This is a genomic window from Corynebacterium sp. MSK071 (assembly GCF_030232125.1).
In the GTDB taxonomy this organism is placed as follows: domain Bacteria; phylum Actinomycetota; class Actinomycetes; order Mycobacteriales; family Mycobacteriaceae; genus Corynebacterium; species Corynebacterium kefirresidentii.
The window spans coordinates 156,505-181,568 of the sequence record NZ_JASPJA010000001.1 but is presented as its reverse complement, the minus strand read 5'-3'; the positions used below and the strand labels follow the sequence as shown (position 1 = coordinate 181,568).

18 protein-coding genes are annotated in these 25,064 nt (G+C 59.2%); 8 read left to right on the top strand and 10 right to left on the bottom strand.

The window, feature by feature from the left end:
* The first annotated feature begins 72 nt into the window (after positions 1-72).
* Complete coding sequence (locus QP990_RS00750) at positions 73-882, top strand: exodeoxyribonuclease III (RefSeq protein WP_239208105.1); 810 nt, start codon at positions 73-75, stop codon at positions 880-882.
* Positions 883-2,346 (top strand): cardiolipin synthase, encoded by a 1,464-nt coding sequence (gene cls, locus QP990_RS00745; protein ID WP_023019971.1) that lies wholly within the window; start codon positions 883-885, stop codon positions 2,344-2,346.
* A gap of 131 nt (positions 2,347-2,477) precedes the next feature.
* On the opposite strand, the gene QP990_RS00740 is transcribed toward cls, so the two are convergent.
* From QP990_RS00740 to QP990_RS00730, 3 genes are read right to left on the bottom strand one after another with little or no spacing between them, the layout of a single operon-like run.
* Complete coding sequence (locus QP990_RS00740) at positions 2,478-3,257, bottom strand: ABC transporter permease subunit (protein WP_023019972.1); 780 nt, start codon at positions 3,255-3,257, stop codon at positions 2,478-2,480.
* A gap of 6 nt (positions 3,258-3,263) precedes the next feature.
* Complete coding sequence (locus QP990_RS00735) at positions 3,264-4,247, bottom strand: ABC transporter ATP-binding protein (RefSeq protein WP_023019973.1); 984 nt, start codon at positions 4,245-4,247, stop codon at positions 3,264-3,266.
* A 29-nt stretch (positions 4,248-4,276) separates the two neighbouring features.
* Entirely contained in the window at positions 4,277-4,771 is a 495-nt protein-coding gene (locus QP990_RS00730; RefSeq protein ID WP_023019974.1) for an NUDIX domain-containing protein, read from the bottom strand.
* A 70-nt stretch (positions 4,772-4,841) separates the two neighbouring features.
* Between QP990_RS00730 and QP990_RS00725 the strand changes: the two genes are divergently transcribed.
* Genes QP990_RS00725 through QP990_RS00715 form a run of 3 tightly spaced genes read left to right on the top strand, consistent with a single transcriptional unit; the run spans position 4,842 to position 9,870 of the window.
* Positions 4,842-6,287, top strand: a complete 1,446-nt coding sequence (locus QP990_RS00725) for a hypothetical protein (RefSeq protein ID WP_023019975.1) — start codon at positions 4,842-4,844, stop codon at positions 6,285-6,287.
* Complete coding sequence (locus QP990_RS00720; protein ID WP_023019976.1) at positions 6,287-7,300, top strand: glutamate ABC transporter substrate-binding protein; 1,014 nt, start codon at positions 6,287-6,289, stop codon at positions 7,298-7,300. Before QP990_RS00725 ends, QP990_RS00720 begins: the two co-directional genes overlap by 1 nt.
* Positions 7,297-9,870: a serine/threonine protein kinase gene (locus tag QP990_RS00715; protein ID WP_284797990.1), complete on the top strand. Its 2,574-nt coding sequence runs from the start codon at positions 7,297-7,299 to the stop codon at positions 9,868-9,870. Before QP990_RS00720 ends, QP990_RS00715 begins: the two co-directional genes overlap by 4 nt.
* A 132-nt stretch (positions 9,871-10,002) precedes the next feature.
* On the opposite strand, the gene QP990_RS00710 is transcribed toward QP990_RS00715, so the two are convergent.
* Both QP990_RS00710 and pta read right to left on the bottom strand, forming a co-directional pair.
* Positions 10,003-11,226, bottom strand: coding sequence for an acetate kinase (locus QP990_RS00710; protein ID WP_005325574.1), 1,224 nt, complete (start codon positions 11,224-11,226; stop codon positions 10,003-10,005).
* A complete protein-coding gene (pta, locus tag QP990_RS00705) occupies positions 11,227-12,588 on the bottom strand; it encodes a phosphate acetyltransferase (protein WP_284797988.1) in 1,362 nt (453 codons plus the stop codon).
* Between the two features lie 228 nt (positions 12,589-12,816).
* Between pta and QP990_RS00700 the strand changes: the two genes are divergently transcribed.
* A complete protein-coding gene (locus QP990_RS00700; protein ID WP_239208110.1) occupies positions 12,817-14,178 on the top strand; it encodes an FAD-dependent oxidoreductase in 1,362 nt (453 codons plus the stop codon).
* 3 nt (positions 14,179-14,181) lie between these two features.
* Positions 14,182-14,685, top strand: a complete 504-nt coding sequence (locus QP990_RS00695) for a GNAT family N-acetyltransferase (protein ID WP_284797986.1) — start codon at positions 14,182-14,184, stop codon at positions 14,683-14,685.
* A 23-nt stretch (positions 14,686-14,708) separates the two neighbouring features.
* On the opposite strand, the gene purT is transcribed toward QP990_RS00695, so the two are convergent.
* From purT to QP990_RS00670, 5 genes are all read right to left on the bottom strand, one after another.
* Positions 14,709-16,061, bottom strand: coding sequence for a formate-dependent phosphoribosylglycinamide formyltransferase (gene purT, locus QP990_RS00690; RefSeq protein ID WP_284797985.1), 1,353 nt, complete (start codon positions 16,059-16,061; stop codon positions 14,709-14,711).
* Positions 16,062-16,212: 151 nt separating this feature from the next.
* On the bottom strand, positions 16,213-17,058 hold the full coding sequence (locus QP990_RS00685) for a class F sortase (protein WP_284797983.1): 846 nt from the start codon (positions 17,056-17,058) through the stop codon (positions 16,213-16,215).
* A gap of 155 nt (positions 17,059-17,213) precedes the next feature.
* Positions 17,214-21,425 carry a VaFE repeat-containing surface-anchored protein gene (locus QP990_RS00680; protein ID WP_284797982.1) on the bottom strand — a complete coding sequence of 1,404 codons (4,212 nt, stop codon included), beginning with the start codon at positions 21,423-21,425 and terminating at the stop codon, positions 17,214-17,216.
* A gap of 735 nt (positions 21,426-22,160) precedes the next feature.
* Positions 22,161-22,484, bottom strand: coding sequence for a malonyl-CoA-ACP transacylase (locus QP990_RS00675; protein WP_284797980.1), 324 nt, complete (start codon positions 22,482-22,484; stop codon positions 22,161-22,163).
* A gap of 372 nt (positions 22,485-22,856) precedes the next feature.
* A complete protein-coding gene (locus QP990_RS00670) occupies positions 22,857-24,149 on the bottom strand; it encodes an adenylosuccinate synthase (protein WP_284797979.1) in 1,293 nt (430 codons plus the stop codon).
* A gap of 87 nt (positions 24,150-24,236) precedes the next feature.
* Here QP990_RS00670 and QP990_RS00665 point away from each other — a divergent pair, with 87 nt between their 5' ends.
* Entirely contained in the window at positions 24,237-25,064 is an 828-nt protein-coding gene (locus QP990_RS00665; RefSeq protein WP_284797978.1) for a hypothetical protein, read from the top strand.

Genomic DNA, 25,064 nt, shown 5'->3' with positions numbered 1-25,064 from the left:
TTTCGGGCTGGGTGGTGAGCCTTATGGGACTGCCCACTGACCTCGCTGCAGCGGGCAGGTACTGTATGTGGCATGCGCATCGCCACGTGGAATATTAACTCCGTTCGTACCCGCACACAGCGGGCGCTGGACCTTATCTCCAAGCACGATATCGACGTTTTGTGCCTGCAGGAAACTAAAGTAAAAGACGATAAGTTTCCACGCGAGCCCTTCGAGGAAGCGGGTCTGCACGTCACGTGCCACGGGCTCAACCAGTGGAACGGCGTGGCCATCGTGTCCACAGACGCGCCCGAGGAGGTCTTTGTAGGTTTCCCGGGACAACCCGGCTTTGCCAAAGATCCAGATAAGCCACAAGACCGTGAAGCACGAGCGCTAGGGGCCCGAATCCGTGGCGTAGAAATGTGGTCCCTCTACGTGCCCAACGGCCGCGAGATCACGGACCGCCACTATGACTACAAGCTGGACTTTCTCTATCACCTGGCGCACTATGCGGAAAATAATGCGCAGTCTAAACTTCTCTTGACCGGTGATTTCAATATTGCTCCGCGCGATGAAGACGTATGGGACATCGAAGCCTTCCGCGGCAAGACGCATGTCACCGAGCCAGAGCGCGCCGCATTCCAGATGCTGGAAGAGTCCGGGCTCGAGGAGGTCACCCGCCGGTTCACGGAGGACCAACGCTATACCTACTTCGATTACAAGGGCATGCGCTTCCAAAAGAACGAAGGCATGCGCATCGATTTCCAGTTGGCTTCCGCCCCACTTGCCCAACACGTAACCGGCGCACAGGTAGACCTGGTTGAGCGCGCCGGCGATAAAACTTCCGATCACTGCCCGCTTCTCGCAGATTTCAATCTGCCCGATTTCGATTCCGTGCGATAAATGTCTTGGTCGCTTGATCTCAGCTTCTGGCAGCTTTTATTCCTAATCCTGGATTACGGCATCAAGATTATTGCCGTCGGCTTCGTGCCCGAAGGCCGCCGCCCGTCCAGTTCCACCGCGTGGCTGCTGGCTATTTTGGTGCTGCCGTTTATCGGTCTGCCGCTGTTTTTGCTTATGGGCTCGCCGTATATCAACCGGCGCCGCCACCGCATCCAGCAGCAAGCAAATGAGAAGATTGAAAACGTCACGGCCCACACCCCTGACCACCCACAGGGCATACTTTCGGCAGAAACTGAGTCGGTCATCCGGCTCAACCGCGAGCTGACCGGATTCCCAGCGTTGGTGGGCCACAACCTGGGTCTGCACGCGGATTATGACGAATCCATTCGCGCTATCGCCGCCGCCATTGACCGCGCCAAGAAGTACGTGTCCATCGAGATCTACATCCAGTCCTGGGACGAGGTCACGGACGTCTTCTTCGAGTCACTGCGCAGGGCTACCGCCCGCGGCGTGAAGGTGCGGCTACTGCTGGATCAGATCGGCAGTTTTAAGTACAAGGGCTATTTCAAGCTGGGCAAGCAGCTGACAGAGATAGGCGTGGACTGGCATCTCATGCTGCCCATTCAGATACACAAGGGCCGTTTCCGGCGTCCGGACCTGCGCAACCACCGCAAGCTGGTGATCATCGATGGCAAGGTGGGCTTTATCGGCTCGCTGAATATGATTAAGCGCCAGTACAAAACCAAGGACCGCTACTGGATCGACTACATGGTAGAGCTCTCCGGGCCGATTGTGACTTCCATGTCCGCGGTCTTCGCCGTGGATTGGTACCTAGAGGCAGACGAGAACCTTCCCCTCGATGAGCTGCCTTATGACGACGCCCAGACTGCCGACGCCAATCACCTCCAAATCATCCCCTCCGGCCCTGGTTATACCACTGAGCCAAACCTGCGCATGTTCAACTCCCTGGTCCATCACGCTAAGGACCGGCTAGTTTTGTGCTCGCCCTACTTTGTCCCGGATGAGTCCTTGCTGGAGGCCGTAACCACCGCTTGCTACCGCGGCGTGGATGTGGAGCTTTATGTATCGGCAAAGGCGGACCAGTTTATGGTCAACCATGCCCAGTCCTCCTACTACCAGGCCCTGCTAGAGGCAGGCGTACACATCTACCAATTCCCTTACCCCTTTGTGCTTCACTCCAAGTTCATTATTACCGACCCGGACGATCCCGGCCGCGATCCGCTGTGTATGTTCGGCTCCTCCAATATGGACCCGCGTTCCTTTGGTCTGAACTATGAGTCCACCATGCTGGTGGCCAAGGGAGACCTCATTGACCAGTTCAACCAGCTCGTAGCCAATTACCGCGCCGTGTGTCACGAGCTAACTTTGGAGGAATGGAATGAGCGCGGCTTTATCCGCCGCTACGTGGATAATGTCATGCGACTTACCTCCGCGCTGCAGTAGAGCGAACACGGACCACCGCGGCTGCAACGAAAACGGTCCGGAAACAAGACACCGCCCCGGTGAGCAGCGAATGAGCTGCCGGCCGAGGCGGTGAAGCGCCTAAGCAATGGGGGCTTAAGCGTTGGAGGTGTTTAGGCGTCGCGCTTTTGCAGGACGATGACGCCGAGGACCCACAAAAGGAGAGCCCAGGCAATAAATACCAGGCAAAATACCCAGTTATCTTTCCAGGGAGCATCAACCGGATCTATCTCCCACAGCCAAGACTGGAAAGACTTGAACGGCATAAAGTTGACCAGCTTGCTACCAAACTTGGGAAGGGCAGCCACAAGATTATCCACGCCGAGGAAGAGGATGAGACCAATGGCCACGGAACCAGCCGTCGAGCGCAATAACAGTCCGAGACCTTGGGAGAAAAGGACGAGCAGCGCGGCGGCTAGAGGATACTTCCACAGCTGCTTCTGCCCCATCTCATCGTCCCAAGGCTGGAATTGCGCGGCTACCTCATCGTGAGCAAAAAACTCGGTGAGTAGGTAGGCACCCACCACGGCCACAAAGGTCAATGCTGCGGCGATAACCGCGTACATGAGCAACTTGACCACAGCGACCGACCAGCGGCGTGGGGTGGCCATGAAAGTGATGGTCTGCGTACCAAAGCGGTACTCAGTGGTGACAATCATGATGGCTTGGATCATGAGTACAGGCAGGCCAAGGGAAAAAAGGAAAGTCACTGCGCCATCTGGGGTAATAATCCCCATGCCCAACTCTACATCCTCGGGGGTTTCCGCCGGTTGGGTAAGGCGAGCATTCAAGATGGCCCAACCCCAGACAAAGAAGAGGAAGATGAAGGTAGTCCACCAGAAGGAGCGGGTGGTGTGCAGCTTGGTCCATTCGGACTTCAAGGTATTCAGCATGGCGACTTAAACCTCCTGCTGGGTGGGTCGAGCGAACGGAGTGGCGGCGCCAGCGGTTCCGGGGGTGGGGGCGCCGGTGGAGCCGTGGTACTGGACGGCGTCGCCAGTAAGCTCCATGAAAGCGTCCTCTAGGGAGGCGCTCTTGAGGCTTAGCTCATTAAGCGGCACACCGGTGGAGTACGCCAGCTGGCCCACGAAATCCGTGGTCTGGTTGGCAATCACCAAGCGGGGGCGGCCTTCCTCGTCGGTGGACTCGGTAAAGGAGATTCCCTCGGCGCGCAGAGCAGAGCCAAAGGCATCGAGGTGATCGGAGCGCACCAGCACGGAGGACTCCGAGTGGTCCTTCACAAAGTCATAGGTGGGCTGGTCCGCTACCAAGCGGCCCTTACCAATGACCACGAGGTGATCTGCGGTTTGGGACATCTCCGACAGCAGGTGGGAAGAAATCAAAATGGTGCGGCCCTCTTTGGCTAGGGCACGTACCAGCTGGCGGACCCAGCGAATGCCCTCCGGGTCAAGGCCGTTGACCGGCTCGTCCAAAATGAGGATGCCCGGGTCACCGAGCAGTGCGCCGGCGAGGCCCAAGCGCTGGCCCATGCCGAGGGAGAAGCCGCCGACTTTCTTACCGGCGACGTCGGAAAGCCCTACCAGCCCCAAGACCTCGTCAACGCGGGAAGTAGAAATGCCATTGGACTGTGCGATCCATTTCAGGTGATTAGCGGCGCTGCGGTTGCGGTGCACTGCCTTGGCATCGAGCAAGGCACCCACCTCACGCAGGGGCTGCTTGAGCTCGTGGTAGTGCTTGCCGTTAATGCGCGCCTTGCCGGCCGTAGGAGCATCCAAGCCGAGGATCATGCGCATGGTGGTGGATTTGCCCGCGCCATTGGGGCCTAGGAACCCGGTGACCATGCCGGGTTTTACCTGAAAGGTGAGATCATCAACGGCGCGGACAGACTTATATTGTTTAGTCAGTCCTTCTACTTCGATCATGGCACTAGAGTGCCATAAATCTGGCAACTTTACCTGTTCAATGCCTCCATACTCTCCCGCAGGGTGGGAAAGGAGCGACGAAAGGCAGCCAATAATGGGAGGGTCTCCACCTCGTCGAAAGGCACCCAGCGCAGCTCATAGGACTCTTCATTAGCTGTAGTAGGAAGCGGAACACCGGTGCGCGTGCGCGCGAGCACGGTGGTATAGGTCCACTCCCCCGGTAGATCCCCCGCTGCGGGATAAGGCCCGGCCGTGACTTGCGCATCGAGTACCTCTACATCGTGGGGCGCAATCGCGCATTCTTCCTGAGTTTCGCGCAACGCGGCCTGGGTCGGCGTCTCCGTAAAATCACGGGCGCCACCCGGAATCCCCCATGTATCGCCGTGATTGGTCCACGCGGCACGGTGTTGGAGAAGCACCTTGCGCCCGGCAACAAGAAAGAGGCCAGCGGCACCGAATTTTCCCCAGACCCGAATGCCGCCAGGACCTGCCGCCCAGCCGTCTCCACTGTGAGGATTATGCATGCTGCCTATCCTAGCCACACACGCGGGTATATGGTGGCGCCCAGCACACTGCGGACGCTATTCTGAGTTAATGACCGAGCAGGCAGTCCGGGCAGAAAGCGTGCACAACGAGCACGCTCACCCGAGCGATCACTGGCTCGATGAGGTCACCGCGCCCACCGGCCCGGCCTTCAGCGGGCTCAGCAGCCGCGCCATGCAATGGTTCGCAGGCCCGGCGCGCCTGATGCGCCGCTTTTACTACTTTGCCTCCACCACCCCGGGCAAGCTTTTTACGGTCACGCTCATCCTCACCGTGGCCCTGGGCGCTGCCGGCTTATCGATGTCCCAATCTTCCGCCGCCCGCCACTCCGATTTGGACGAGCTGCTAAGCACTACCGAACCGATGTCGAATGCGGCGCACCACCTTTATAGTTCGCTTTCGGTGGCCGATACCGTGGCCACCACCGGCTTCGTACAGGCCGGTGTGGAATCAGAGCAAAATCGCGATAGCTATAACGAAGCTATTGATGCCGCTTCGGTGGCAGCCACCGAATCCGTGCTGGGTACCACACAGGAAGATGGCCGTGTGCGCGAGCTGGTGACCTTTATCCAGCGCGAGCTGCCCGTCTATACCGCGATGGTGGAAAAGGCCCGTTCTAATCACCGGGCGGGCAATGCGGTAGCTAACTCCTATATGTCCAATGCCTCTGCACTAATGCGCGAGCATATCCTGCCGGCCGCCTCCGAGCTTTTCCAACTGACCACCGCCAAGGTAAACCAGCAGCAGCAAAAGCTCACTTCGCCGCAGTGGGTGCCGCTCTCCGGCCTCTTTGCCGCGCTCTTTTTCCTCGTTGTGGCCCAGTGGTGGCTGTGGCGCCAGACCCGCCGGCGTTTTAATCGTGGCTTTTTGACGGCCAGCGTGCTGCTCTTCCTAGCCATTTCTTGGGTAGCACTATCCAACCTCGCTACCTGGTCCACCGGCCACCAGGGCTTTGAGACAGCCTCGCGCCCATGGGATTCGCTGACGGCCTCGCGTATTGAGGCGCAGCAGGCGCGCACCTCTGAAACCCTGGCGCTGGTGCTGCGTTCCTCCGAGGAGGATACGATGGTGCGCTTTTCCAGCTCGATTAACTCCATCGAAATGGCCTTGCAGGATTATGAGGATGCCCTCAATGATGAGGACGTGGAGGTCACCGACCCCGAACTCATCCACAGCGCCCGGGCGGCCGCCGAGCAGTGGCGTGGCACCCACGATAAGCTCATGGGCGCGCTGAAAGACGGCGACTATGATGAAGCCATCTACCAGGCCACGGCCACCGAGCCCAAGGACGGTGAGATGACCACGGCGCGTTCCTATGACGAGCTCGACGCGGAGCTCTCCGATCTCATTAGTCAGGCGCGCGTCGCTATGCGCAGCTACCTGGAACGCGGCCTGACCGCCATGACCGCGGTGTCCTCGGCCGTATTCTTGCTGACCTTATGCGCCATTATCGCCGTGTGGCTGGGCATCCGTCCCCGATTGCAGGAGTACCTCTAATGCGCCGCCCACGCCTCGTCCTCGCTTCGCTTGCCTGCGTCTGCGCCGCGCTGCCTCTGGCTTCCTGCGATGTCCGCTCTACCCCGCCACTGGAGGCGCCCGCCGAGCAGGCCCTTGACGCAAAGCCGGGCCCGCCGCTGCCAGATGGGGCAAAGATTGAAAAGGCAGGAACCACCCCCGCGCACCGCGCCTCTGGTGAAGACATTAAAGGCAGCTACCGCCCAGATGACAAGAAAGCGAAAGAACGGGTGCCGGACATCGTCAAGCGCGGCCGGCTCATCGTGGGTGTGGACCGTTCCAATAACTTGCTGAGTTACCGCGACGCCGCCTCGGGTGAAGTACGCGGCTTCGAGGTAGATATCGCCCGCGAGGTTGCCCGCGATATTTTTGGTGATCCCAATAAGGTGGACTTCCGCTTCGTGGAATCCTCCAACCGAGTCGATGCCCTTAATTCCGGCGCGGTGGACATGATTGTGCGCACGATGACCATTAGCCCGGAGCGAGAGCGGGAGGTGGCCTTTTCCATCCCCTATATGCGTACCCAAACCCGCATGCTGGTGCTCAGCAAATCTGGCATCAAATCCATCAAGGACACCGCTGGGAAGACGCTGTGCGGTGTGGGCGAATCCACCGCACTCGATACCATCCGCGAGCACGCCCCCAAAGCCGATATCTTGGTCACCCGTTCCTGGGGCGATTGCCTCATGGCACTGCAGCTCAACCAGGCCGATGGCATCGTCGTCGATGATGCCCTGCTCTCCGGCATGGCCGCCCAGGATTCCTATACCTCCATCGTGGGCGAACCGCTGGAAACCGAAAACTACGGCGTGGCCGTGCGCCTGCCCAGCAAGCAGCATGACACCCGCCCACTGCTGCGCCAAATAAATTCCACGCTAGAGCGCATACGCCGCGATGGCACGTGGTCTTCCCTTTTTGAGGAGTGGCTCGGTGCCTACTTAGAAGAGCCCACGCTGCCGGCCGGAAAGTATATCGAGGAGGAGGCTAAACCATGAGCCATAACCCGAACTTTAGCGATGATGAGCTCGAATACATCGAGCCGGAAAACCTTGATACCCAGCGTGCCTTCCGCCAGCCCACCAATGCCACCAATTCCGCGCAGGAGCCGGATGCGCTAGGCGATGCCTCCTCGGACGACGGCCCCGCCACCGCAGCCGTAGCTTTTGACCCGTTTGCGGACGAAGACGAGGAAGCAACCGCGGCGGTGGCCTTTGATCCCTTCGCTGACGAGGATGAAGCAGACGGTGATACCGGCACCTCCGCGGTAGCCTTCGATCCCTTCGCAGACGATGACGAGGATGGCGATGGTTCCATCGACCCGGACCATATCTCTAGCCTCTTGGCGGACCTAGACAATATCCGGGCTAAGCGCGTACAGCAGCGCGCCCAGCAGGCCCAGGAGGACTCCTCGCAGCGCTCGCGCCGCCGCGCACTCGATACCTTCCGCGAGCGCCGTGGCACCCACCGCACCGAGCGCCGCGTGGCCGATGGCATGGTGCGCCTGCCGTTTATCACCCCCTCCGAGCCGACCGACGCCCTGATCGACCCACACGAGGCATCCTCCGGTAAAAAGATCCCGCCACCGCAGTTACAGCCTGGTGACATGGTGGCCGGCCAATATGAAATCTTGGGCGTCATCGCCCATGGCGGCATGGGCTGGATTTACCTGGCCAATGACCACTTTGTTTCTGGAAGAGTGGTGGTCCTCAAAGGTATGCAGGCACAAAAATCGGCCGATGAAACCGCCGCTGCGGTGGCAGAACGCGAGTTCCTCGCGGATATTACCCACCCGGGCATCGTCAAGATTTTCAACTTCATCGATGACCCCCGGGTACCCGGCGGCTTTATTGTCATGGAGTACGTCGGCGGGCCGTCGCTTAAAAACAGGCGGAAAAAGCAGACGGACAAGCTACTGCCGGTCGATATCGCAATCGCTTATATCCTGGAAGTCCTGCCCGCGCTGGAGTACCTGCATTCGCGCGGGGTGGTCTATAACGACTTAAAGCCCGATAACATCATCGTCACCGAGGACCAGGTCAAACTCATTGACTTGGGCGCGGTCTCCGGCATCGGCGCCTTTGGCTATATCTACGGCACCAAGGGTTATCAGGCCCCGGAAGTCACCACCGAGGGGCCTTCCATCGCCAGCGATATCTACACCATCGGCCGTACCTTAGCCTCGCTGTGCCTCAAGCTTCCTACCGAAGACGGCGTTTATCTGCCAGGTATCCCCACCCCCACCGAGGAGCCGGAACTGCGCCGTTTCTTGTCCTTATACCGCCTGCTACAGCGCGCCACGGACCCGGATCCGGAGCGCCGCTTTACCTCCATCAAGGAGCTGCGCACCCAGCTCTACGGCGTGCTGCGCGAGGTCATTGCCATCCGCGACGGCCTGCAATATCCTTCCCAGCACTCGCTCTTTTCGCCGCAACGTACCACCTTTGGCACCAAGCACTTGGTCTTTCGCACCGACCAGCTTATTGACGGCATCGATCGCACCGTCCAGATCACCGCCCCCGAGGTAGTCTCCGCCCTGCCCACCCCGCTGCTAGACCGCGACGATGTGGGCGCCGGCCTGCTGCAGGGTGCTTCCTACGCGGAGCCACAAGAAGCCCTCGAAACCCTCCGCCAGGCCATGCAGACCCCCGAGTACGAGCACTCGGCCGAAATTCCACTCGGCGTGGTGCGCTCCATGATCGACCTGGGCTATACCGGCCAGGCGCGGCAGTGGCTCAGCTCCATCGAAAACCGCCTCGGCCGGGACTGGCGCTTCCAGTGGTATGCCGGCATCACGGAACTGCTCCTCGATGACTACCGCGACGCCCAGAAATACTTCTCCGCCGTCCTCGATCTCCTTCCGGGCGAGGCGGCACCCAAACTCGCCATCGCCGCCATCAACGAGCTCATCCTGCAGCAACTGGACTACAGCGAAATCTCGCTCATTGATCCCAGGGTGGCCCGGGCCTGTTCCAATATGCATTCCACCTTGGCCGATCTCCCCAACTCCGCCTTTGAGGGCCAGCCAGAAATCTGGAACCACGTCACGCAAGACCCAGCTGCCCTGCGGTTTAACTCCATGCGCCTCTACGGCATCGTGTGGTCCACCAACCCCACGACCGTGTCCTCCTCTTTTGGCCTCGCCCGCCAGCTGCGCTCCGAGGGAGAGGTGGAGGTCGCCATTACCGTACTAGACAAGGTTCCTAATGCCTCGCGTCACTACCGCATGGCCCGCTTGACGACGATCCTTCAGCTCATCGTCCACGATCTCTCCGAATCCCGCATCCGCCGCGCTGCCCGACGCCTCGAAGAGGTCCCCACCAACGAGCCGCGCTTCCTCCAGATTAAGATCGCCGTCATCTCCGCCGGCCTAAACTTCCTGCGCAACGCGGATCTTTCCCATGCCGCCTCCCCCAACGATCTTTTCGAATACGCCTTCACCCAACGCGGTCTGCGCACCGGCCTGTCCGAGACCCTCCGCGCCCTCGCCCGCCAGGCACCGTTTAGCCGCCACCGCTACGCCCTCGTGGACCTTGCCAACCAGGTCCGTCCCGTGACCACCTTCTAGCTTGCGTTCTTGCATCTGCTCGCATCTGCTCGCACAGCGCAGAAAACAAAAGAAGGGGGGCGTGCGGTCTTCTTTACCGCACGCCCCCTTGTTCACTGCTCGGCCGTTTTCACTGGCCGGGGAGGAACCTTCTTATTTGTAGAGCCCAGCCTCGCGCGCCATAGCGGCGATTTCGGCAGACTTCTGGGCGATAGCCAGCTCCTCATTGGTCGGAACGACAAAGACCTTAACCGGGGAGTCCTCAGTGGAAATCATGCGCGGCTGGTCGGAGCGGACCAGGTTGCGCTCCTTATCAAAGTGGATGCCGTACATATCCAGGTTGTACAGGGAATCCTGGCGCACCTCGGTATCGTTTTCACCCACACCAGCGGTGAAGGTGATTGCGTCAACGCGGCCCAAGGCAATCATGTAGGAACCGATGAAGCGGCGCAGCTGGTGGATGTAGATATTGTAGGCCAGCCACGCGTCCTGGTCCTCGTTGTCGATGCGCTCGCGCAGCGTACGGAAGTCATTGACACCGGAGATGCCCTTGACACCGGACTGCTTATTGAGCAGGTTGTCAATCTCATCTACGCTCATGCCCGCTTGGCGGACAAGGTGGAAAATGATGCCTGGGTCAATATCGCCAGAACGGGTACCCATGGCCAAACCAGCCAGCGGGGTCAAGCCCATCGAGGTATCAATGGCGCGGCCATTGCGGATGGCCGCAGCGGAAGCGCCGTTGCCCAGGTGAAGGGTGATCTGGTGGGTATGCATCGGGTCGCGACCCAGCAGGCCTGGCACCTGCTGAGAGACGAACTCGTGGGAGGTGCCGTGGAAGCCGTAGCGGCGAATATCGTACTTGGATGCCACCTCATTATTGATGGCATACAGCGCGGCTGCCGGCGGCAGGGTGTTGAAGAAGGCGGTATCGAAGACGGCAACGTGCGGGATATCCGGCAGCATCTTGCGAGCCACGCGGATGCCGTCCAAGTTAGCCGGGTTGTGCAGTGGAGCCAGCGGGATGAGGTCCTCAATCATGGACTCGATCTGGTCCACGATGAGCTGCGGCTCGGAGAAGAGGCGTCCGCCGTGGACGACACGGTGGCCAACGGCGATGACATCCACGTCGGTCGGGCCCACGTTGTGCTCACTCATGATGGCAAAAGCGCGCTCAAGGCCGAAGGAGTGAGTAGGGATTTCCAGCTCTTCCTTGTACTTCTCGCCACCGGTCTTCACGGTGACAGCGCCGAGGGGCTCGCCAACCTGCTCGACCAAACCAGAAACCAACGGGGTATCCGTGGCGCTGGATTCGGGATCGACCAGCTGGAATTTAACGGAGGAAGAACCTGAGTTAAGGACCAGAACGTATGACATTTATTTCTCTCCAGCCTGAATAGCGGTGATTGCAACGGTGTTGATGATGTCCGGAACGGTCGCACCACGCGACAAATCGTTAACCGGCTTGTTCAGGCCCTGCAGAATCGGGCCCACGGCGAGCGCGCCGCCGGTGCGCTGTGCCGTCTTGTAGCCAATATTGCCAGCCTCCAAGTCCGGGAAGACGAAAACATTTGCCTGTCCGGCAACCTCAGAATTCGGCATCTTCTTCGCAGCAACGCCTGGATCGCAGGCGGCATCGAACTGCAGCGGACCATCCACCTTGACGGAGGAATCCAGCTTCTTGGCGGCCTCTACGGCGGCCACGGCGCGCTCGACGTCCGGGCCGGAACCGGAAGTACCGGAGGAGTAGGACAGCATGGCCACGCGCGGGTCGATGCCGAACTGGGAAGCGGTCTGTGCGGAGACAATCGCGATCTCACCCAGTTGCTCGGCGGTGGGGTTCGGGTTGACGGCGCAGTCACCAAAGGCCCACAGGCGGCCGCGCATGACCATCAGGAAGATGGAGGAGACGACGGAAGCATTCGGCTTGGTCTTGATGATCTGGAAGGAAGGCTTGATGGTGTGGGCGGTGGTGTGAGCAGCGCCGGAGACCATGCCATCGGCCAAGCCCTTGTGGACCATCATGGTGGCGAAGTAGGAGATATCCTGCATCGTCTCGCGCGCCTGCTCGAGGGTAACGCCCTTCTTCTTGCGCAGCTCGGCAAAGTCGGCGGCGAATTCCTCCGCCAGCGGGGACTCGAGGTGATTGATGATTTCGGAACCAGCCAGGTCGAGCTTGAGCTCTTCGGCGCGGGCCTTGATATCGGCCTCATTGCCCAGAATGGTCAGCTTGGCAACCTTATCGCGCAGCAGCACATGAGCGGCTTCGAGGATGCGGTCATCGTCGCCTTCCGGCAAGACGATGTGTGCGCCAGCCGCGCGGGCCTGGTCAATGAGCTGCTTCTGGAAGAGGTCTGCGGACATGACCGGGGTGACGTCGCCAAGCGAGGCAAGTGCGCCCGGAACTGCTTCGAGATCGGTGAAGATGCCAGCAACGGTGGCACCCAAGGATTCCGCATTGTGCTGTGCCAGCTCGCCGGTGCGCTGCGGGGCGCCGGAAATGATGGCCAAGGGCAAGCCGAGGGCGGCAGCTACCTCAGCATCAAAAGAGATATCGCCGGTGCCCTGCGCCACGATGTTCTCGGCAGCAGGAGCCTCAGCGAGTACAGCGGCGACGGTGGGGTCAAAGTCTTCGAGACGGATGACCTCCGCCCCCAAGTCTTGGGCTAGGGCCGACACGTCGAGGCCATCAAAGCCACGGCCGATAGTGCTGATAACTGCGGAATGGGATGCAGACATGCAAATTACCTTTCATTCACGGTCACTTGAACACAATTAACGCGTGTCATAACTTCATGTCATCCATCACAGTTATTAACACGCGGTGACTCTTCCACTGTACGCGATTTACCCCCTCCTATGCCCTATCGTGACCGCCCTAAACTGGGGTTAGCAATGCTGTGGTTTTTATCGCATAGTGACCGCGTAGAATATGCAGCACAACGAAAGAAAGGACACCCTAAGCACATGACTAACCCAGTGCGCGTCGCCGTGGTCGGCTCCGGCCCGGCAGGCATTTACGCCTCTGACCTTCTAGTGAAATCCGACCTCGATGTGCAGATCGATCTTTTTGAAAAGATGCCAACGCCGTTCGGTTTGATCCGCTACGGCGTGGCACCGGATCACCCGCGTATTAAGGGCATCGTGCAGTCCCTGCACAACGTTATGGAAAAAGAAGAGATCCGCTTCCTGGGCAATATCGAGGTGGGCAAGGACATCACCGTCGAGGAGATGCGCGAGTATTACGACGCTATCATCTTCGCCACCGGCGCCACCGCCGATAAGCGCATGGGCATCCCCGGTGAGGATCTTAAGGGCAATCACGGCGCGGGCGAGTTCGTAGGCTTTTATGACGGCAACCCCAACTTCGAGCGCGATTGGGATCTCTCCGCAGAATCCGTCGCCGTCGTGGGCGTGGGCAATGTCTCCCTCGACGTCTCTCGTATCTTGGCCAAGACCGCCGACGAGCTGCTCGTTACCGAGATCCCGGATAATGTCTACGCAGCGCTGAAGAAAAACCGCGCCAAGGAGGTCCACGTCTTCGGCCGCCGCGGTCCGGCACAGGCCAAGTACACGCCGAAGGAGCTCAAGGAGCTAGACGAGTCCCCGACCATTGAGGTCATTGTCAACCCCGAGGACATCGAGTATGACGCCGCCTCCGAGGAGGCACGCCGCGCCGCCAAGTCCACCGACCTGGTGTGCCAGACCTTGGAGTCCTACGCTATGCGCGAGCCGGGCGATGCCCCGCACAAGCTCTACATTCACTTCTTTGAGTCCCCGGTAGAGGTGCTGGGCGAGGACGGCCACGTTACCGCCATCAAGACCGAGCGCACCGAGCTCAATGGCGATGGCACCGTAACCGGTACCGGCAAGTACACCGAGTGGCCGGTCCAGGCCGTCTACCGCGCGGTGGGCTACCACCCACAGTCCGTCGACGGTGTGCCCTTCGACGAGACCAAGGCCACCATGCCAAACGACGGCGGCCATGTGCTGGCCAATGTCGACGGCGAAAAGCTGCCTGGCCTCTACACCACCGGCTGGATTAAGCGCGGCCCGGTGGGCCTGATTGGCAATACCAAGTCCGATGCCAAGGACACCACCACCATGCTTATCGCCGATTACAAGGCCGGTGACTTGGAGCCTGCCACCAAGCGCGATCCGCAGGACATCCTGGACTTCCTGGCTTCCCGCGATATCGCCGTGACCACCTGGGAAGGCTGGCACCGCCTGGATGCCGCGGAGCGCGCCGCCGGTGAACCGCACGGCCGCGAGCGCATCAAGATCGTCGAGTGGGACGAGATGGTCAAGCACGCCGGTCCGCAGGCCTAGCCCATGCCGCATTTCATTTCCGCCGCGCCCTTGGGTCAACTGGCAGCCTTGGACGTCCACCAGCTCTACAAGCTGCGGGTGGATGTCTTTGTGCACGAGCAGCGCTGCCCGTATACCGAGATTGACGCCACCGACGCCGACCCCCAGACCGTGCACCTGCTGGCCTGGGATACGGACTCCCACGAATTGCTCGGCACGGCCCGCGTCTTTCCGGCTGCGCCTACTGACGCCGCGCTTGCCGACGCCACCGGCGCACAAATCGGCCGCTTCGCGCTCGCGCCCGCCGCGCGCGGCACGGGCCTCGGCCGCGAACTTCTCCAGGCGGCCGTCGACCTAGGCGAGCGCATGCACCCAGGCAAGCCGCTCTACCTAGAGGCGCAGGCCGGCCTCGTGGACTATTACGCCGGCCTCGTGGACTATTACGCCGGCTTTGGCTTTACTCCGGTAGGCGAGCTATTCGACGACGAAGGAGTCCCCCACCAGCCGATGCTGCGCCCCGCCAGCTAGACGCTTGGACAGCTGGCCGCCTCCTAGTCGGCGTCGTCCACGCCGGAGGCGAGCTTCGGATCGAGCTCCACGCCGCCTTCGTACTCCACGACCTCAATATCGGGAACATTCTCGGTTTCTGGATCGATGCCGCGGGCGCCGCCTTGCGCCAGCAGACCCGGCGTGGTGGTCACCTCGATCTTGTGTGCCGCTAGAGCCGCACGGTCGCGCGCTTCTTCCACATTTTCTGCAGTAGAAGAGACCAAACCCATGCGGCGGCCCTTGTAGGCCCCCGGCTTGCCAAAGAGTTTCACGTCCGTCTCCGCATAGCTAAGGGCCGCGGCGACGCCGGTATAGGCCACCTCATTCAGCTCCTCGTCCGCGTGGATGACCACGCTGGCACCCGGGGTGACCAGGGTGGCGTCAATGGGGTAGCCCAAAATCGCGCGCGCGTGCAGGTCAAACTCGGAAAAGCGCTGCGTGTAGGCGGTAAGCATCGCCGTATCCGAGGGCCGCGGGGAGACGGAGGAAAAGTACACGTCATCGCCGGCGACAAAAAGCTCCACGCAGTACACGCCGCGACCACCCAGCTCATTGGAGATGCGCGCCGCCACAGAGCGGGCATTTTCCAGCGCAATCTCGCTCATTCCAGTAGGCTGCCACTCCTCTACGAGGTCGCCGCGCTCGTGGCGGTGTCCGATGGGCTCGCTAAACCACGTGGCCAGTTTGCCCGTGGCCGGGTCGATGGAGCGGATAGCTAGCAGGGTGACCTCAAGATCAAAGTCCACGAAACGCTCGGCCACCACGCGCTGCGAGTCCGAGGACACCCGCCGCACGGTCTCCCAGGCCACACGCACATCGTCCTCATCTCGGGCAATCATGTGGCCCTTGCCGGAGGTGGAGACATCCGGCTTAATGATGCACGGAAAGCCCAGCTCCCCGACTGCTTCTTCTAGCTCCTCCAATGAGCTAGCAAAGCGATACGCGGAGACCGGCAATCCAATATTCTCGGCCACCTCGCGCACGCACTGGCGATCCTGCGTCATGGCGCAGGCGCGAGCCGAGGGGACCACGATGGCGTCACTCTGCGCTTCCATCTCTTCCAGCGCTTCTACCGCTACGGTCTCTACCTCTGGAACCACAAAGTGCGGCTGAATCTCTTGTGCTAGCTGCAGGATGCGCCCGGCGTCCTTGATATCGGCGACGTAGCTATACTGCGCCACTTGGTGTGCCGGCGCGCCCGCATACGAGTCCACCGCGTGGACCTCAAGGCCCAGGTTCTGGAAGGACATGGCCAGCTGCTTGCCCAGCTCGCCTGAGCCCAGCAGCAATACCTTGGTGGCATTGCTGGTCAGCGGCGTGCCAATATGACCGGCGATCTCGCCTGGATTATCCATGAAAATGCTCCTTCTAAGCCGCAGGCAGCGGCGGTTACTGCCTTAAATTATTTCATATTTAGGCCCCAACCCCACTACCCACATGCCAGGTGCCACGGATAAGAAAAGGCGCCCTGTGGGCAATTCCACAGGGCGCCTGAAAGGCTTCCGCCTAGGCTGCAGGGGCCTCGGCTGGGGATTCAGCCGGCGCCTCCCCCGCCGGTTGCTCGGCGGGCTGCTCTGGCTCGCCTACTGGCTCCGCCACGGTAATGATGTTGTCCTCATAACCCAGCGCGCCGCCAACGAACTGGCCGCCGCAGGTAATAAGAACCAGGCGGTTCTTACCCTGCTTATCGTTGACCACGTCCGGGAAGCCGGAACCCTTAGGCAGGCGGTACGGTGCTTCGGTCACGCGGAAGGTGCGCTCCTGGCCGTCGATGACCACGGTAAATTCCTGGTCCTTCTTCAGCTTGGTGAACTTCTCCGCATAGCCGGTGCCCTGGCCCTGGTAGTTAATGTGGCCAGTAATCACGCTCGAGCCCACATTGCCCGGCTCACCTGGCACAGCGGAGGCGGAGTACCAGCCCACGCGAGTGACGTCGTGTGGCGGCAGCAGCACGCCCTGGTCCGTGACCTGTACGGGGTCTACGGCCGCGTACTCGCCGTCGATGCCTACCGACATACCCTCAAAGCCCTTGAACTCACCAGGCGCGGCTTCGTACTCGTGCTCCTGCTGGCCCGAATCATCCACGAAGGCATCCGACTTCGGCCCGGATTCCTCCGGTGCGCTCTCGCTGGCCACCGTCTCTGGCGCCGAGCCGGCCTCATCCTCATCATCGCGCGCCAGGTACAGCACTACCTGCAGCAATACCAATGCCACGACAACAATTGCCGCAATAATGGCGATCAGCTTGCCACGGCCCATGCCCTGCTTGCCGACGCCCCCTTCTTCCCCACTCGCCGGATACTGCGAAGTTCCATTCTCTTCCGGCTGCTGTGGTTGCGCGTGCTTTCCCATAGCTAGCTTCCTTTACTTCCTCGTTTTGTCTACCTTGTGCAGGTTATATGCAAATCCCCTCCAGCGTGTGCAGTCACACCCTGGAGGGGATTTTTGGTGTTTAAGTCTCAACCCCGGTGGGGCGACCCGCGGGCCGCCTCACCGATGCTTATGGACTACTTGATGTAATCCTGCATACCCGGCTCAAGCTCGGTTGCGCCGGACGGTACGGACTTAATCTCAACGCGCTCGGCGTTGGATGGCAGTGCGTTACCAGTCTCTTCAGGTTCCTGACCTTGGACCTCGACGCCGCGGCCGTGTCCATTGTCAGCGTTGCCGCCCTTAGGGGCATCCTGACCCTTGACCTCATGACCATTGCCACCATCGTGGTTACCGGTGTTGTCACCGTGGCCACCATTGTGGCTGCTGGTGTTGTCACCGTGGCCACCGTTGTGGTTGCCATGATCCTTGTGGTCGAAGTGATCCTTGATGATCTTGCCCAAGCCGATTCCCGGAATCAGGATGAGCCACCACTTATTGTCCTTGGAGGAACCGTTAGAGGATCCACCGTTGGAGGTGTCATCGTCAGGATTGTCCTGATCCTCAACCTCGTGGGAAATCACGGTCTGGTCATCATCATCGATGTCCTTATGCTCAGCGATGTGGTTCGGCTTCTCCGGAGTAGTACCCGGAGTCTCCTCACCCTTGTCGTTGACCTCGATGGAGGTGAGCTCCTCGAAGGCAACCGCAGCCTGGACAGGCTCCTTCACATCATCGTTCACGGTAATGGTCACAGGGACCATGCCGTGGGACTTCTCCGGAGTGAAGGTCTTCTCACCGGTACCCAGAACAGACTTGCCATCCTTCTTGTTAATGAGCTCAGCCTTCAGGGTGTATTCCTTACCCGGAACCAGACCCTCGTAGGTCACCTCATCAACAATCTTGGCACCAGCAATAACTGCGTGGGAACCCTTCTCGAAGTCAGCGTTAGTGGTGATCTTCGGGGTCTTCTCAGAGCCCTCGGAGGTCACAGTCTGGTCATCATCGTTGATGTCCTTGTGCTCACCAACCGGATTCGGGTTGTCCTCATCGGCAGGCTTATCCTCACCGTGCTTATCCACCTGAGTGGAAGTCAGCGTCTCGAAAGCAACCGCAGCCTCAACCGGCTCAGTTACCTTCTCATCGACAACGATGGTGACAGCCTCAGTGCCATTAGCCTCATCCGGAGTGAACTTGTGGCCCTTGGTCTCACCCAGAACAGTCTTACCGTCTTCCTTGGAAATCAACTGAGCGTCCAGAGTGTATTCCTTGCCTGGAACCAGACCCTCGTAGGAAACCTGGTCCACAACCTTGGCACCAGCAACAACCTCACGCAGGCCGCCCTCGAAGTCCGCATTAGTGGAAACCTTCGGGGTGTCCTTCTCGTCGTTGTCACCAGGGGTGCCCGGTTCGTTAGGCTCGGTCGACTCAGAAGGCTCGCCCGGCTTCTCCGGAGTAGTCGAACCGCAATCCGAAGGCTCGTCAGACTCAGAGGTCTCGGAAGCCTCAGAGGACGTGGTCTTTACAGACTCAGACTCAGACGGCTCGCTGGACTCAGAGGAAGACGGTTCCTCAGACTCGGAAGGCTTCTCGCTCTCAGAGTTACCCGGCTCCTCAGACTCACAAGTCTCGTCGCCGTCACCAGGCGTACCCGGAACTTCTTCCTTCGAGGTGGTGGTCTCCGGAGCAGAGGTCTCCGGCTCATCCTCGGAGGTCACAGTCTGATCCTCATCATCGATGTCCTTGTGCTCAGCAATCTCATTCGGATTATCCGAAGAAGCATCCAGAGTCTCCTCACCGAACTCATCGACCGCAGTAGAAGTCAACTCCTCAAACGCAACCGCAGCCTCAACCGGCTCAGTCACATCATCGTTGACGGTGATGGTGACAGGCTCCTTGCCTTCGGACTTCTCCGGAGTGAAGGTAGCTTCACCCTTGCCCAGGACAGTCTCGCCATCGGCCTTGGAAATGAGCTCAGCCTTCAGAGTGTATTCCTTGCCCGGAACCAGACCCTCGTAGGAAACCTCATCAACAATCTTGGCACCAGCAACAACCTCATGAGAACCATCCTCAAAATCAGCATTCGTGCTGATCTTCGGAGTCTGCTTAGAAGTTACAGTCTGATCCTCATCATCGATGTCGCGGTGTTCGGTAATCTTCTTCTCTTCGTCAGAGTTCGGAGTTTCCTTACCGTTCTCGTCGACCTGCTTGGAGTACAGGTCCTCGAATGCGACAGCAGCCTTGATGACACCCTCAACATCGTCGTTGACCTTGATGTCAACAACCTGCTCGCCGGCAGACTTCTTCGGGGTGAAGGTTACTTCGCCCTTGCCGACGACCTCGTGCTCACCCTCAGCATTCTCTGCCTTGTTACGCAGCTCAGCCTTCAGGGTGTATTCCTTACCTGGCACCAGGTCGGTGTAGGTAACGGTGTCCTTGACGGTGACGCCAGCCTTTACCTGCTTAGCGTTGTCAAAATCAGCGTTGGTCTTAATGGACGGGGCCCACTTGGTGTTAACGGTCTGCTTCTCATCGTTGATGTCTTCGTGAGTAGCAATCACGTTTTCATCGGTGGAGCCAGTGGTCTCGTTGCCGTCCTTATCTACCTCGGTAGATACCAGCTTCTCGAAGGCAACCGCAGCGTCAACAGCAGGATCTGCCTTGTCGTTGACAGTGATCTCGACGTCCTTCTTGCCGGCGGACTCTTCCGGAACCAGTTCCTCGGAGCCTTCACCCAGTACGGTTTCGCCATCTGCCTTGGAAATCAGCTTCGCCTTCAGGGTGTACTTCTTGCCCGGAACAAGGTCCTTATACGTCACAGTGTCAATAACCGTGGCGCCCTTCTCTACACGGTCGCCATCCTTAATCTTGGCCTCCGTGTGGATCTCAGGGTTCCACTTGGTATTGACGGTCTGCGCCTCGTCATTAATGTCCTCATGCTCCGCAATGAAGTTGCCATCGCCAGAGTCGTTCGGGGCATCCTTGCCGCTCTCGTCCACCTCGTGGGAGTACAGCTTCTCGAAAGCAACGGCAGCAGCAACTGGCTTCTCCAGCTGCTTATCGACGTCAATCTCTACCTCAACGTCGCCAGACTCACCCTTAGCTTCAAAGGTCTCAGAACCGGTACCAAGAATAGCGTGCTCGCCGTTCTCGTCAGCAGCCTTGTTACGCAGTTCAGCCTTCAAGGTGTACTTCTTACCCGGAACCAGATCCTCGTAGTGAACTTTGTCCTTAACGGTGGTGCCAGCAACAACCTGCTGCTTGTCGCCTTCAAAAGAAGCCTCGGTTCCAATCTTCGGCTCGAGGTTCTTCTCCTGCTCTTCAGTACCGGGAACCGGAGCGGTCGGCTCGGTTACCTTGGTGGTCTCCTCAGGGGAGGTCGGTTCAGTAGTGGAATCTTCAGGAGTGGTTTCCTCAGTGTTAGACGGCTCAGAATCGGAAGTCGTCTCACTATTAGGGGTAGTCTCCTCACCCGGATTCTCAGGAGTGGTCTCATCGGACGGATTTTCTTCCGTCTTCGGAGTCTCCGGAGAAGTAGTAGGTTCCTCAGTTTCACCTTCATCGTCGGGCAGACCCGGCTGATCCGGCGGCATTACTCGCTGCATGCCTGGAGCCCTGTTCCCACTCTTATCAACCGGAAGAACCACAGTGACGAAATAGTCTTCAGGTTGCTCAGGAATCTCTGAAACCTTCTTGAAAGAAGGGCCGCCACCATTTTCGTTAGTTCCCGGATTATAAGCGCTCTCAATCTCAAGACCCGTTAGATCTGTAAACTCTTCCATAGAGCCATTAAAGGTCGGAAAGTTGACTAGACCATAAGGGTTCATGTACTTGGGATTTTGCCCGTTGATGGTATAGGCGGCCGCAGTCCTGTTATCCGGACGTTCACTTACCAGCGCTGTCATGTATACCACATACGTACCCGCAGCGGCCTTATCCCCAGCCTCGATGGCCTTTTGCCACTCGAGAGCTAACCGAATCACAGCGTCCCGATACTCGGAAGGAATGCTCAATTTTGTCGCGTTGTCCTTCGAGTACAAAACGCTAGTTTTGTTATTTGGGTACTTGTCAAGGGGATCTATACACCAAGCCCATCCCACGTCGTTATTTGGGTTTGCCTGCGTGCCATCCTTAGGGGGACCTGCCCATGTCAGAGAGCCCCACGCCTGGGCGTCGGTGCCTACATTAACCCTACCGCCCATCTCTTCGTTTGGCGTAAAGTCTGTCGGCTCAGCAGCCTCTGCTTTACTACCCGGAACGGTGACCATGGCCGCGATTACCGCAATTGCAGCAAGCACTGCGGTAAAGACCATCCACCCCTCTCGGGATATGTTTCTTAATTTACTCATTCTTTCCTCTTCAAGCGGTACAAATACTTACATTCGTTTTCCTGTACAGCGAGTGTTTTCGCTGAGCAGAACCTGAAATTGAGACTTGGACACACTGCAGTTAATCAGGGTTTTGAACCCGAATCCGGATTAACTCTTATTGTGCTCTCAGGATAATATCACGGGAAAATTTAAGGCGCCAGCCAGAAAACATTAGAAAACTGCACGTTATGCAGAATTTCTCATTTCATCCCCACAGGTAGATGCGTTTATCTTTACGGTCAACCTAGTGTTAAATACATATGTTCGACGCCCACTAGGCACCTTCTAAGGATAAAGAGTTAAACCGATAGCTTAACCAATACTATGTTTAGATTTAACAATATCCATGTAAACATTTCCACACTCTGCGCGTTATCTAATTTCGTGCAAATTTGAGAGGGAGATTTGCATACAATTTCATCGCATTACTCCATTATTATCCATAGAAAGTTGGTGTTACAGGAGTGACTGGAGAGCACTCACTAGGGGCGGGCACACGTTCGATACACTGGAGGTGTAGTAATCCATAACCCTATTGCCATTCACCTTCAAGAAGGCATATGTGAGCAAAAACTCTACCTAGGGTTGTCACAATCACACTTAGGGGTCTCGCACAAGGGTGGGGGAGAACTGGGCAAAGAAAAATCCGCACTGCGGCGTCGGCAAGCTATGCTTTACCGACGCCGCAGTGCGGATCCTGGAATGAATTAGGCCTTAAAGAACAGCAGTGACCTGGTAGCCCTTTTCCTGCAGGAGCTGGGAAACTGCCTCAAAGGTATCGCCGTCCTTGTCCGGGTTGTAGGTCTCCGGGTTCAGGGCAATATTGGCGGTGTCGCCCTCGTAGCGGACGCTGATGAACTCGTAGCCGGCTTCGACATGTGCGGCGTCGATAAGAGCCTGCACGTCGTCGGTGTTGCCCTGCTCAGCAACAGCAACCTGCTCCTGCTCAGGTGCCGGCGCAGCCTCTTGTGCCGGGGCGCCCAGCCCGAAGAAGCCCATAATCGTGGCTAGCAGGCCGCTCAAAAGCTTAACAATCATTGAGATAACTCCCTGTGTTGAAATACGCGGGAATTGGGCCCGCGAAAGCTGAAAACTCTCTGTACTTAAAGCGAACTTAACTTTAGATGAGTTTTTGGTTATGTTCAACAGGGAAGGACCTATGCTGGCATGTCACGGTCTTGCGAGCAGCTTAAAGGGCACTGAAATGCCACAGCGCCCGTGCTCCGTCTCAGGGGCGGTACACGGGCGCTTTCGCTCAATTAGGGCTAGATCCCTTAGAGGGACCAAGAGCTAGGTAGTGATAGGAACCTTTGTTGTCTGCTAGGAGGGCTAGAAAATCATCGTGCAGAGAGCCAGGTCAGCTGTGCTAGAGAGTGGGGCTCTCACACCACGCTAATAAGGACTACATCCTTACTGGTCTTCCATCACATCGTGACGCACGATGGTCTGGTCGCGGCCAGGGCCGACGCCGATATAAGAAATGCGGCAACCGGATAGCTCCTCTAGGCGCACGACGTAGTCTTGGGCCTTTTGCGGCAGCTCCTCAAAGGTGGAGCATTCCGTGATGTCCTCGTCCCAGGCGGGCATGGTCTCAAAAATGGGCTCGGCGTGGTGGAACTCGGACTGAGTAAGCGGCAGCTCGTCGTAGCGCTTGCCGTCAACGTCATAGGCCACGCAGATAGGAATCTCGCCGATGCCGGTAAGAACGTCCAGCTTGGTCAGGAAGTAATCCGTAAAGCCGTTCACGCGGGTGGCGTAGCGCGCAATGACGGAGTCGTACCAACCACAACGGCGCTTGCGGCCGGTGTTGACGCCGATCTCGCCGCCGGTGGTCTGCAGGTACTCGCCCCACTTATCAAAGAGCTCAGTCGGGAACGGGCCAGCGCCCACGCGGGTGGTGTATGCCTTGATGATGCCCAGGGAGGTCTTAATGCGGGTTGGGCCAATGCCCGAGCCCACGGAAGCACCACCGGCGGTCGGGTTAGACGAGGTCACGAACGGGTAAGTGCCATGGTCCACATCCAGCATGGTGGCCTGGCCACCCTCCATGAGTACGTGCTTACCGGACTCGAGGGCTTTGTTGAGCTCGAGCTCAGCATCGATAACCATCGGGCGTAGGCGATCGCGGTAGCTCAAGAAGTACTCCACAATCTGGTCTGCCTCGATGGCCTTGCGGTTGTACATCTTCACCAGCATCTGGTTTTTAATGTCCAGCGCAGACTCGACCTTCTGGCGCAGGATGGACTCATCAAAGATGTCCTGCACACGGATACCGATGCGCGCTACCTTATCGGCATAGGTCGGACCGATGCCGCGGCCGGTGGTGCCAATCGCGCGCTTACCCAAGAAGCGCTCCTGCACGCGGTCGAGCGTCTGATGGTAAGGGGCTACTAGGTGCGCATTGGCGGAAATCTTCAGGCGCGAGGCATTCGCACCGCGGGCTTCGAGGCCATCAATTTCATCAAAGAGCGCCTCGAGGTTAATTACCACGCCATTGCCCAGCACCGGGGTAGCGTTCTCAGACAAAATGCCGGCCGGCAGGAGCTTCAGCTCATATTTATCGCCGCCTACCACGACGGTGTGGCCGGCGTTATTACCGCCGTTCGGCTTGACCACGTAGTCAACCTTGCCGCCGAGGATGTCGGTCGCTTTGCCCTTGCCTTCGTCGCCCCATTGGGCGCCGACAATGACGATCGCTGCCATTGTTTAGTCACTTCCTCATTATTGAAGCCAAAATACTCTCCAACTTTACACTTTCCCGGCTCAAAAAGCGCGCGTAGCATGGTGCGCATGCGTTTTTTGTTCCTCCGCTGCGGCGCCCCGGACATTTCCATGCCCGCTGAGGCCCACGATCTCTCGGCCGTTCCTACCCGCAAAGAGCTCGCGCTTATCGACGCCTTCTTATCCCCCCTCCTTCCCACCGACCCCACTCCCTCACTAGACGACATCGCCGCCCAACCCGATGTTCGCCACCTCGGCACGCCGGAGCCATCCCCGCAGGCGCCCCACCTCACAGAGCCCGCCCGCATCGTCGTCGCCGGCTCCGATGCTGCACTCTCGGCCGTGCTCACCCGCCTCATGCGCTCCGATCGCCTCTGGGCCGAAGTCGCCTTCATCCCCGTCGCCTCGGCCGCCGCTCCTTCCGCCGCCGCACAGAACTGGGGGCTTCCCACAGACCCGGCCGAAGCCCTCGACTTCGCCCGCACCGCCCCGGTCCGCCCAGCCCCTCTCATCCGCAATGATTCCGGCCTCGCAGTCGCTGGCTCTGCCACCATCTCGGATGCCGCAAACGGCGCTTTCACCGGCGAAATCATCATCGATGACCACACCTTGGCCGCTTCCTCCCCCAAGACCTTCGGCGCACGCCTGGTCCCGATGACCGACGCCCCCGGCATCCTCGCCGCCCGAGCTACTTCCCCCGTCGAGTCCCAGGGCCGCCTCCGCTCGCTGCTGCGCAAGCCCGGCCAGCTCGCCCCTGAATCCGTACGCACCGGCCGCGCCGTCCAGGCCGGCGGCCCACAGCTGCGCGTCATCGTCGATTCGGTCCCCCACAAGCGGCCGGTGACCCGCGTGACCTTCTACCGCCACCTGCGCGATCTCCAGATCGTCCGCCCTTAG

Excerpts from the sequence above, each read along its gene's own strand:
- QP990_RS00750 (WP_239208105.1), top strand. The coding sequence starts at position 73 with ATGCGCATCGCCACGTGGAATATTAACTCCGTTCGTACCCGCACACAG.
- cls (WP_023019971.1), top strand. The coding sequence starts at position 883 with ATGTCTTGGTCGCTTGATCTCAGCTTCTGGCAGCTTTTATTCCTAATC.
- QP990_RS00740 (WP_023019972.1), bottom strand. The coding sequence starts at position 3,257 with ATGCTGAATACCTTGAAGTCCGAATGGACCAAGCTGCACACCACCCGC.
- QP990_RS00735 (WP_023019973.1), bottom strand. The coding sequence starts at position 4,247 with ATGATCGAAGTAGAAGGACTGACTAAACAATATAAGTCTGTCCGCGCC.
- QP990_RS00730 (WP_023019974.1), bottom strand. The coding sequence starts at position 4,771 with ATGCATAATCCTCACAGTGGAGACGGCTGGGCGGCAGGTCCTGGCGGC.
- QP990_RS00725 (WP_023019975.1), top strand. The coding sequence starts at position 4,842 with ATGACCGAGCAGGCAGTCCGGGCAGAAAGCGTGCACAACGAGCACGCT.
- QP990_RS00720 (WP_023019976.1), top strand. The coding sequence starts at position 6,287 with ATGCGCCGCCCACGCCTCGTCCTCGCTTCGCTTGCCTGCGTCTGCGCC.
- QP990_RS00715 (WP_284797990.1), top strand. The coding sequence starts at position 7,297 with ATGAGCCATAACCCGAACTTTAGCGATGATGAGCTCGAATACATCGAG.
- QP990_RS00710 (WP_005325574.1), bottom strand. The coding sequence starts at position 11,226 with ATGTCATACGTTCTGGTCCTTAACTCAGGTTCTTCCTCCGTTAAATTC.
- pta (WP_284797988.1), bottom strand. The coding sequence starts at position 12,588 with ATGTCTGCATCCCATTCCGCAGTTATCAGCACTATCGGCCGTGGCTTT.
- QP990_RS00700 (WP_239208110.1), top strand. The coding sequence starts at position 12,817 with ATGACTAACCCAGTGCGCGTCGCCGTGGTCGGCTCCGGCCCGGCAGGC.
- QP990_RS00695 (WP_284797986.1), top strand. The coding sequence starts at position 14,182 with ATGCCGCATTTCATTTCCGCCGCGCCCTTGGGTCAACTGGCAGCCTTG.
- purT (WP_284797985.1), bottom strand. The coding sequence starts at position 16,061 with ATGGATAATCCAGGCGAGATCGCCGGTCATATTGGCACGCCGCTGACC.
- QP990_RS00685 (WP_284797983.1), bottom strand. The coding sequence starts at position 17,058 with ATGGGAAAGCACGCGCAACCACAGCAGCCGGAAGAGAATGGAACTTCG.
- QP990_RS00680 (WP_284797982.1), bottom strand. The coding sequence starts at position 21,425 with ATGAGTAAATTAAGAAACATATCCCGAGAGGGGTGGATGGTCTTTACC.
- QP990_RS00675 (WP_284797980.1), bottom strand. The coding sequence starts at position 22,484 with ATGATTGTTAAGCTTTTGAGCGGCCTGCTAGCCACGATTATGGGCTTC.
- QP990_RS00670 (WP_284797979.1), bottom strand. The coding sequence starts at position 24,149 with ATGGCAGCGATCGTCATTGTCGGCGCCCAATGGGGCGACGAAGGCAAG.
- QP990_RS00665 (WP_284797978.1), top strand. The coding sequence starts at position 24,237 with ATGCGTTTTTTGTTCCTCCGCTGCGGCGCCCCGGACATTTCCATGCCC.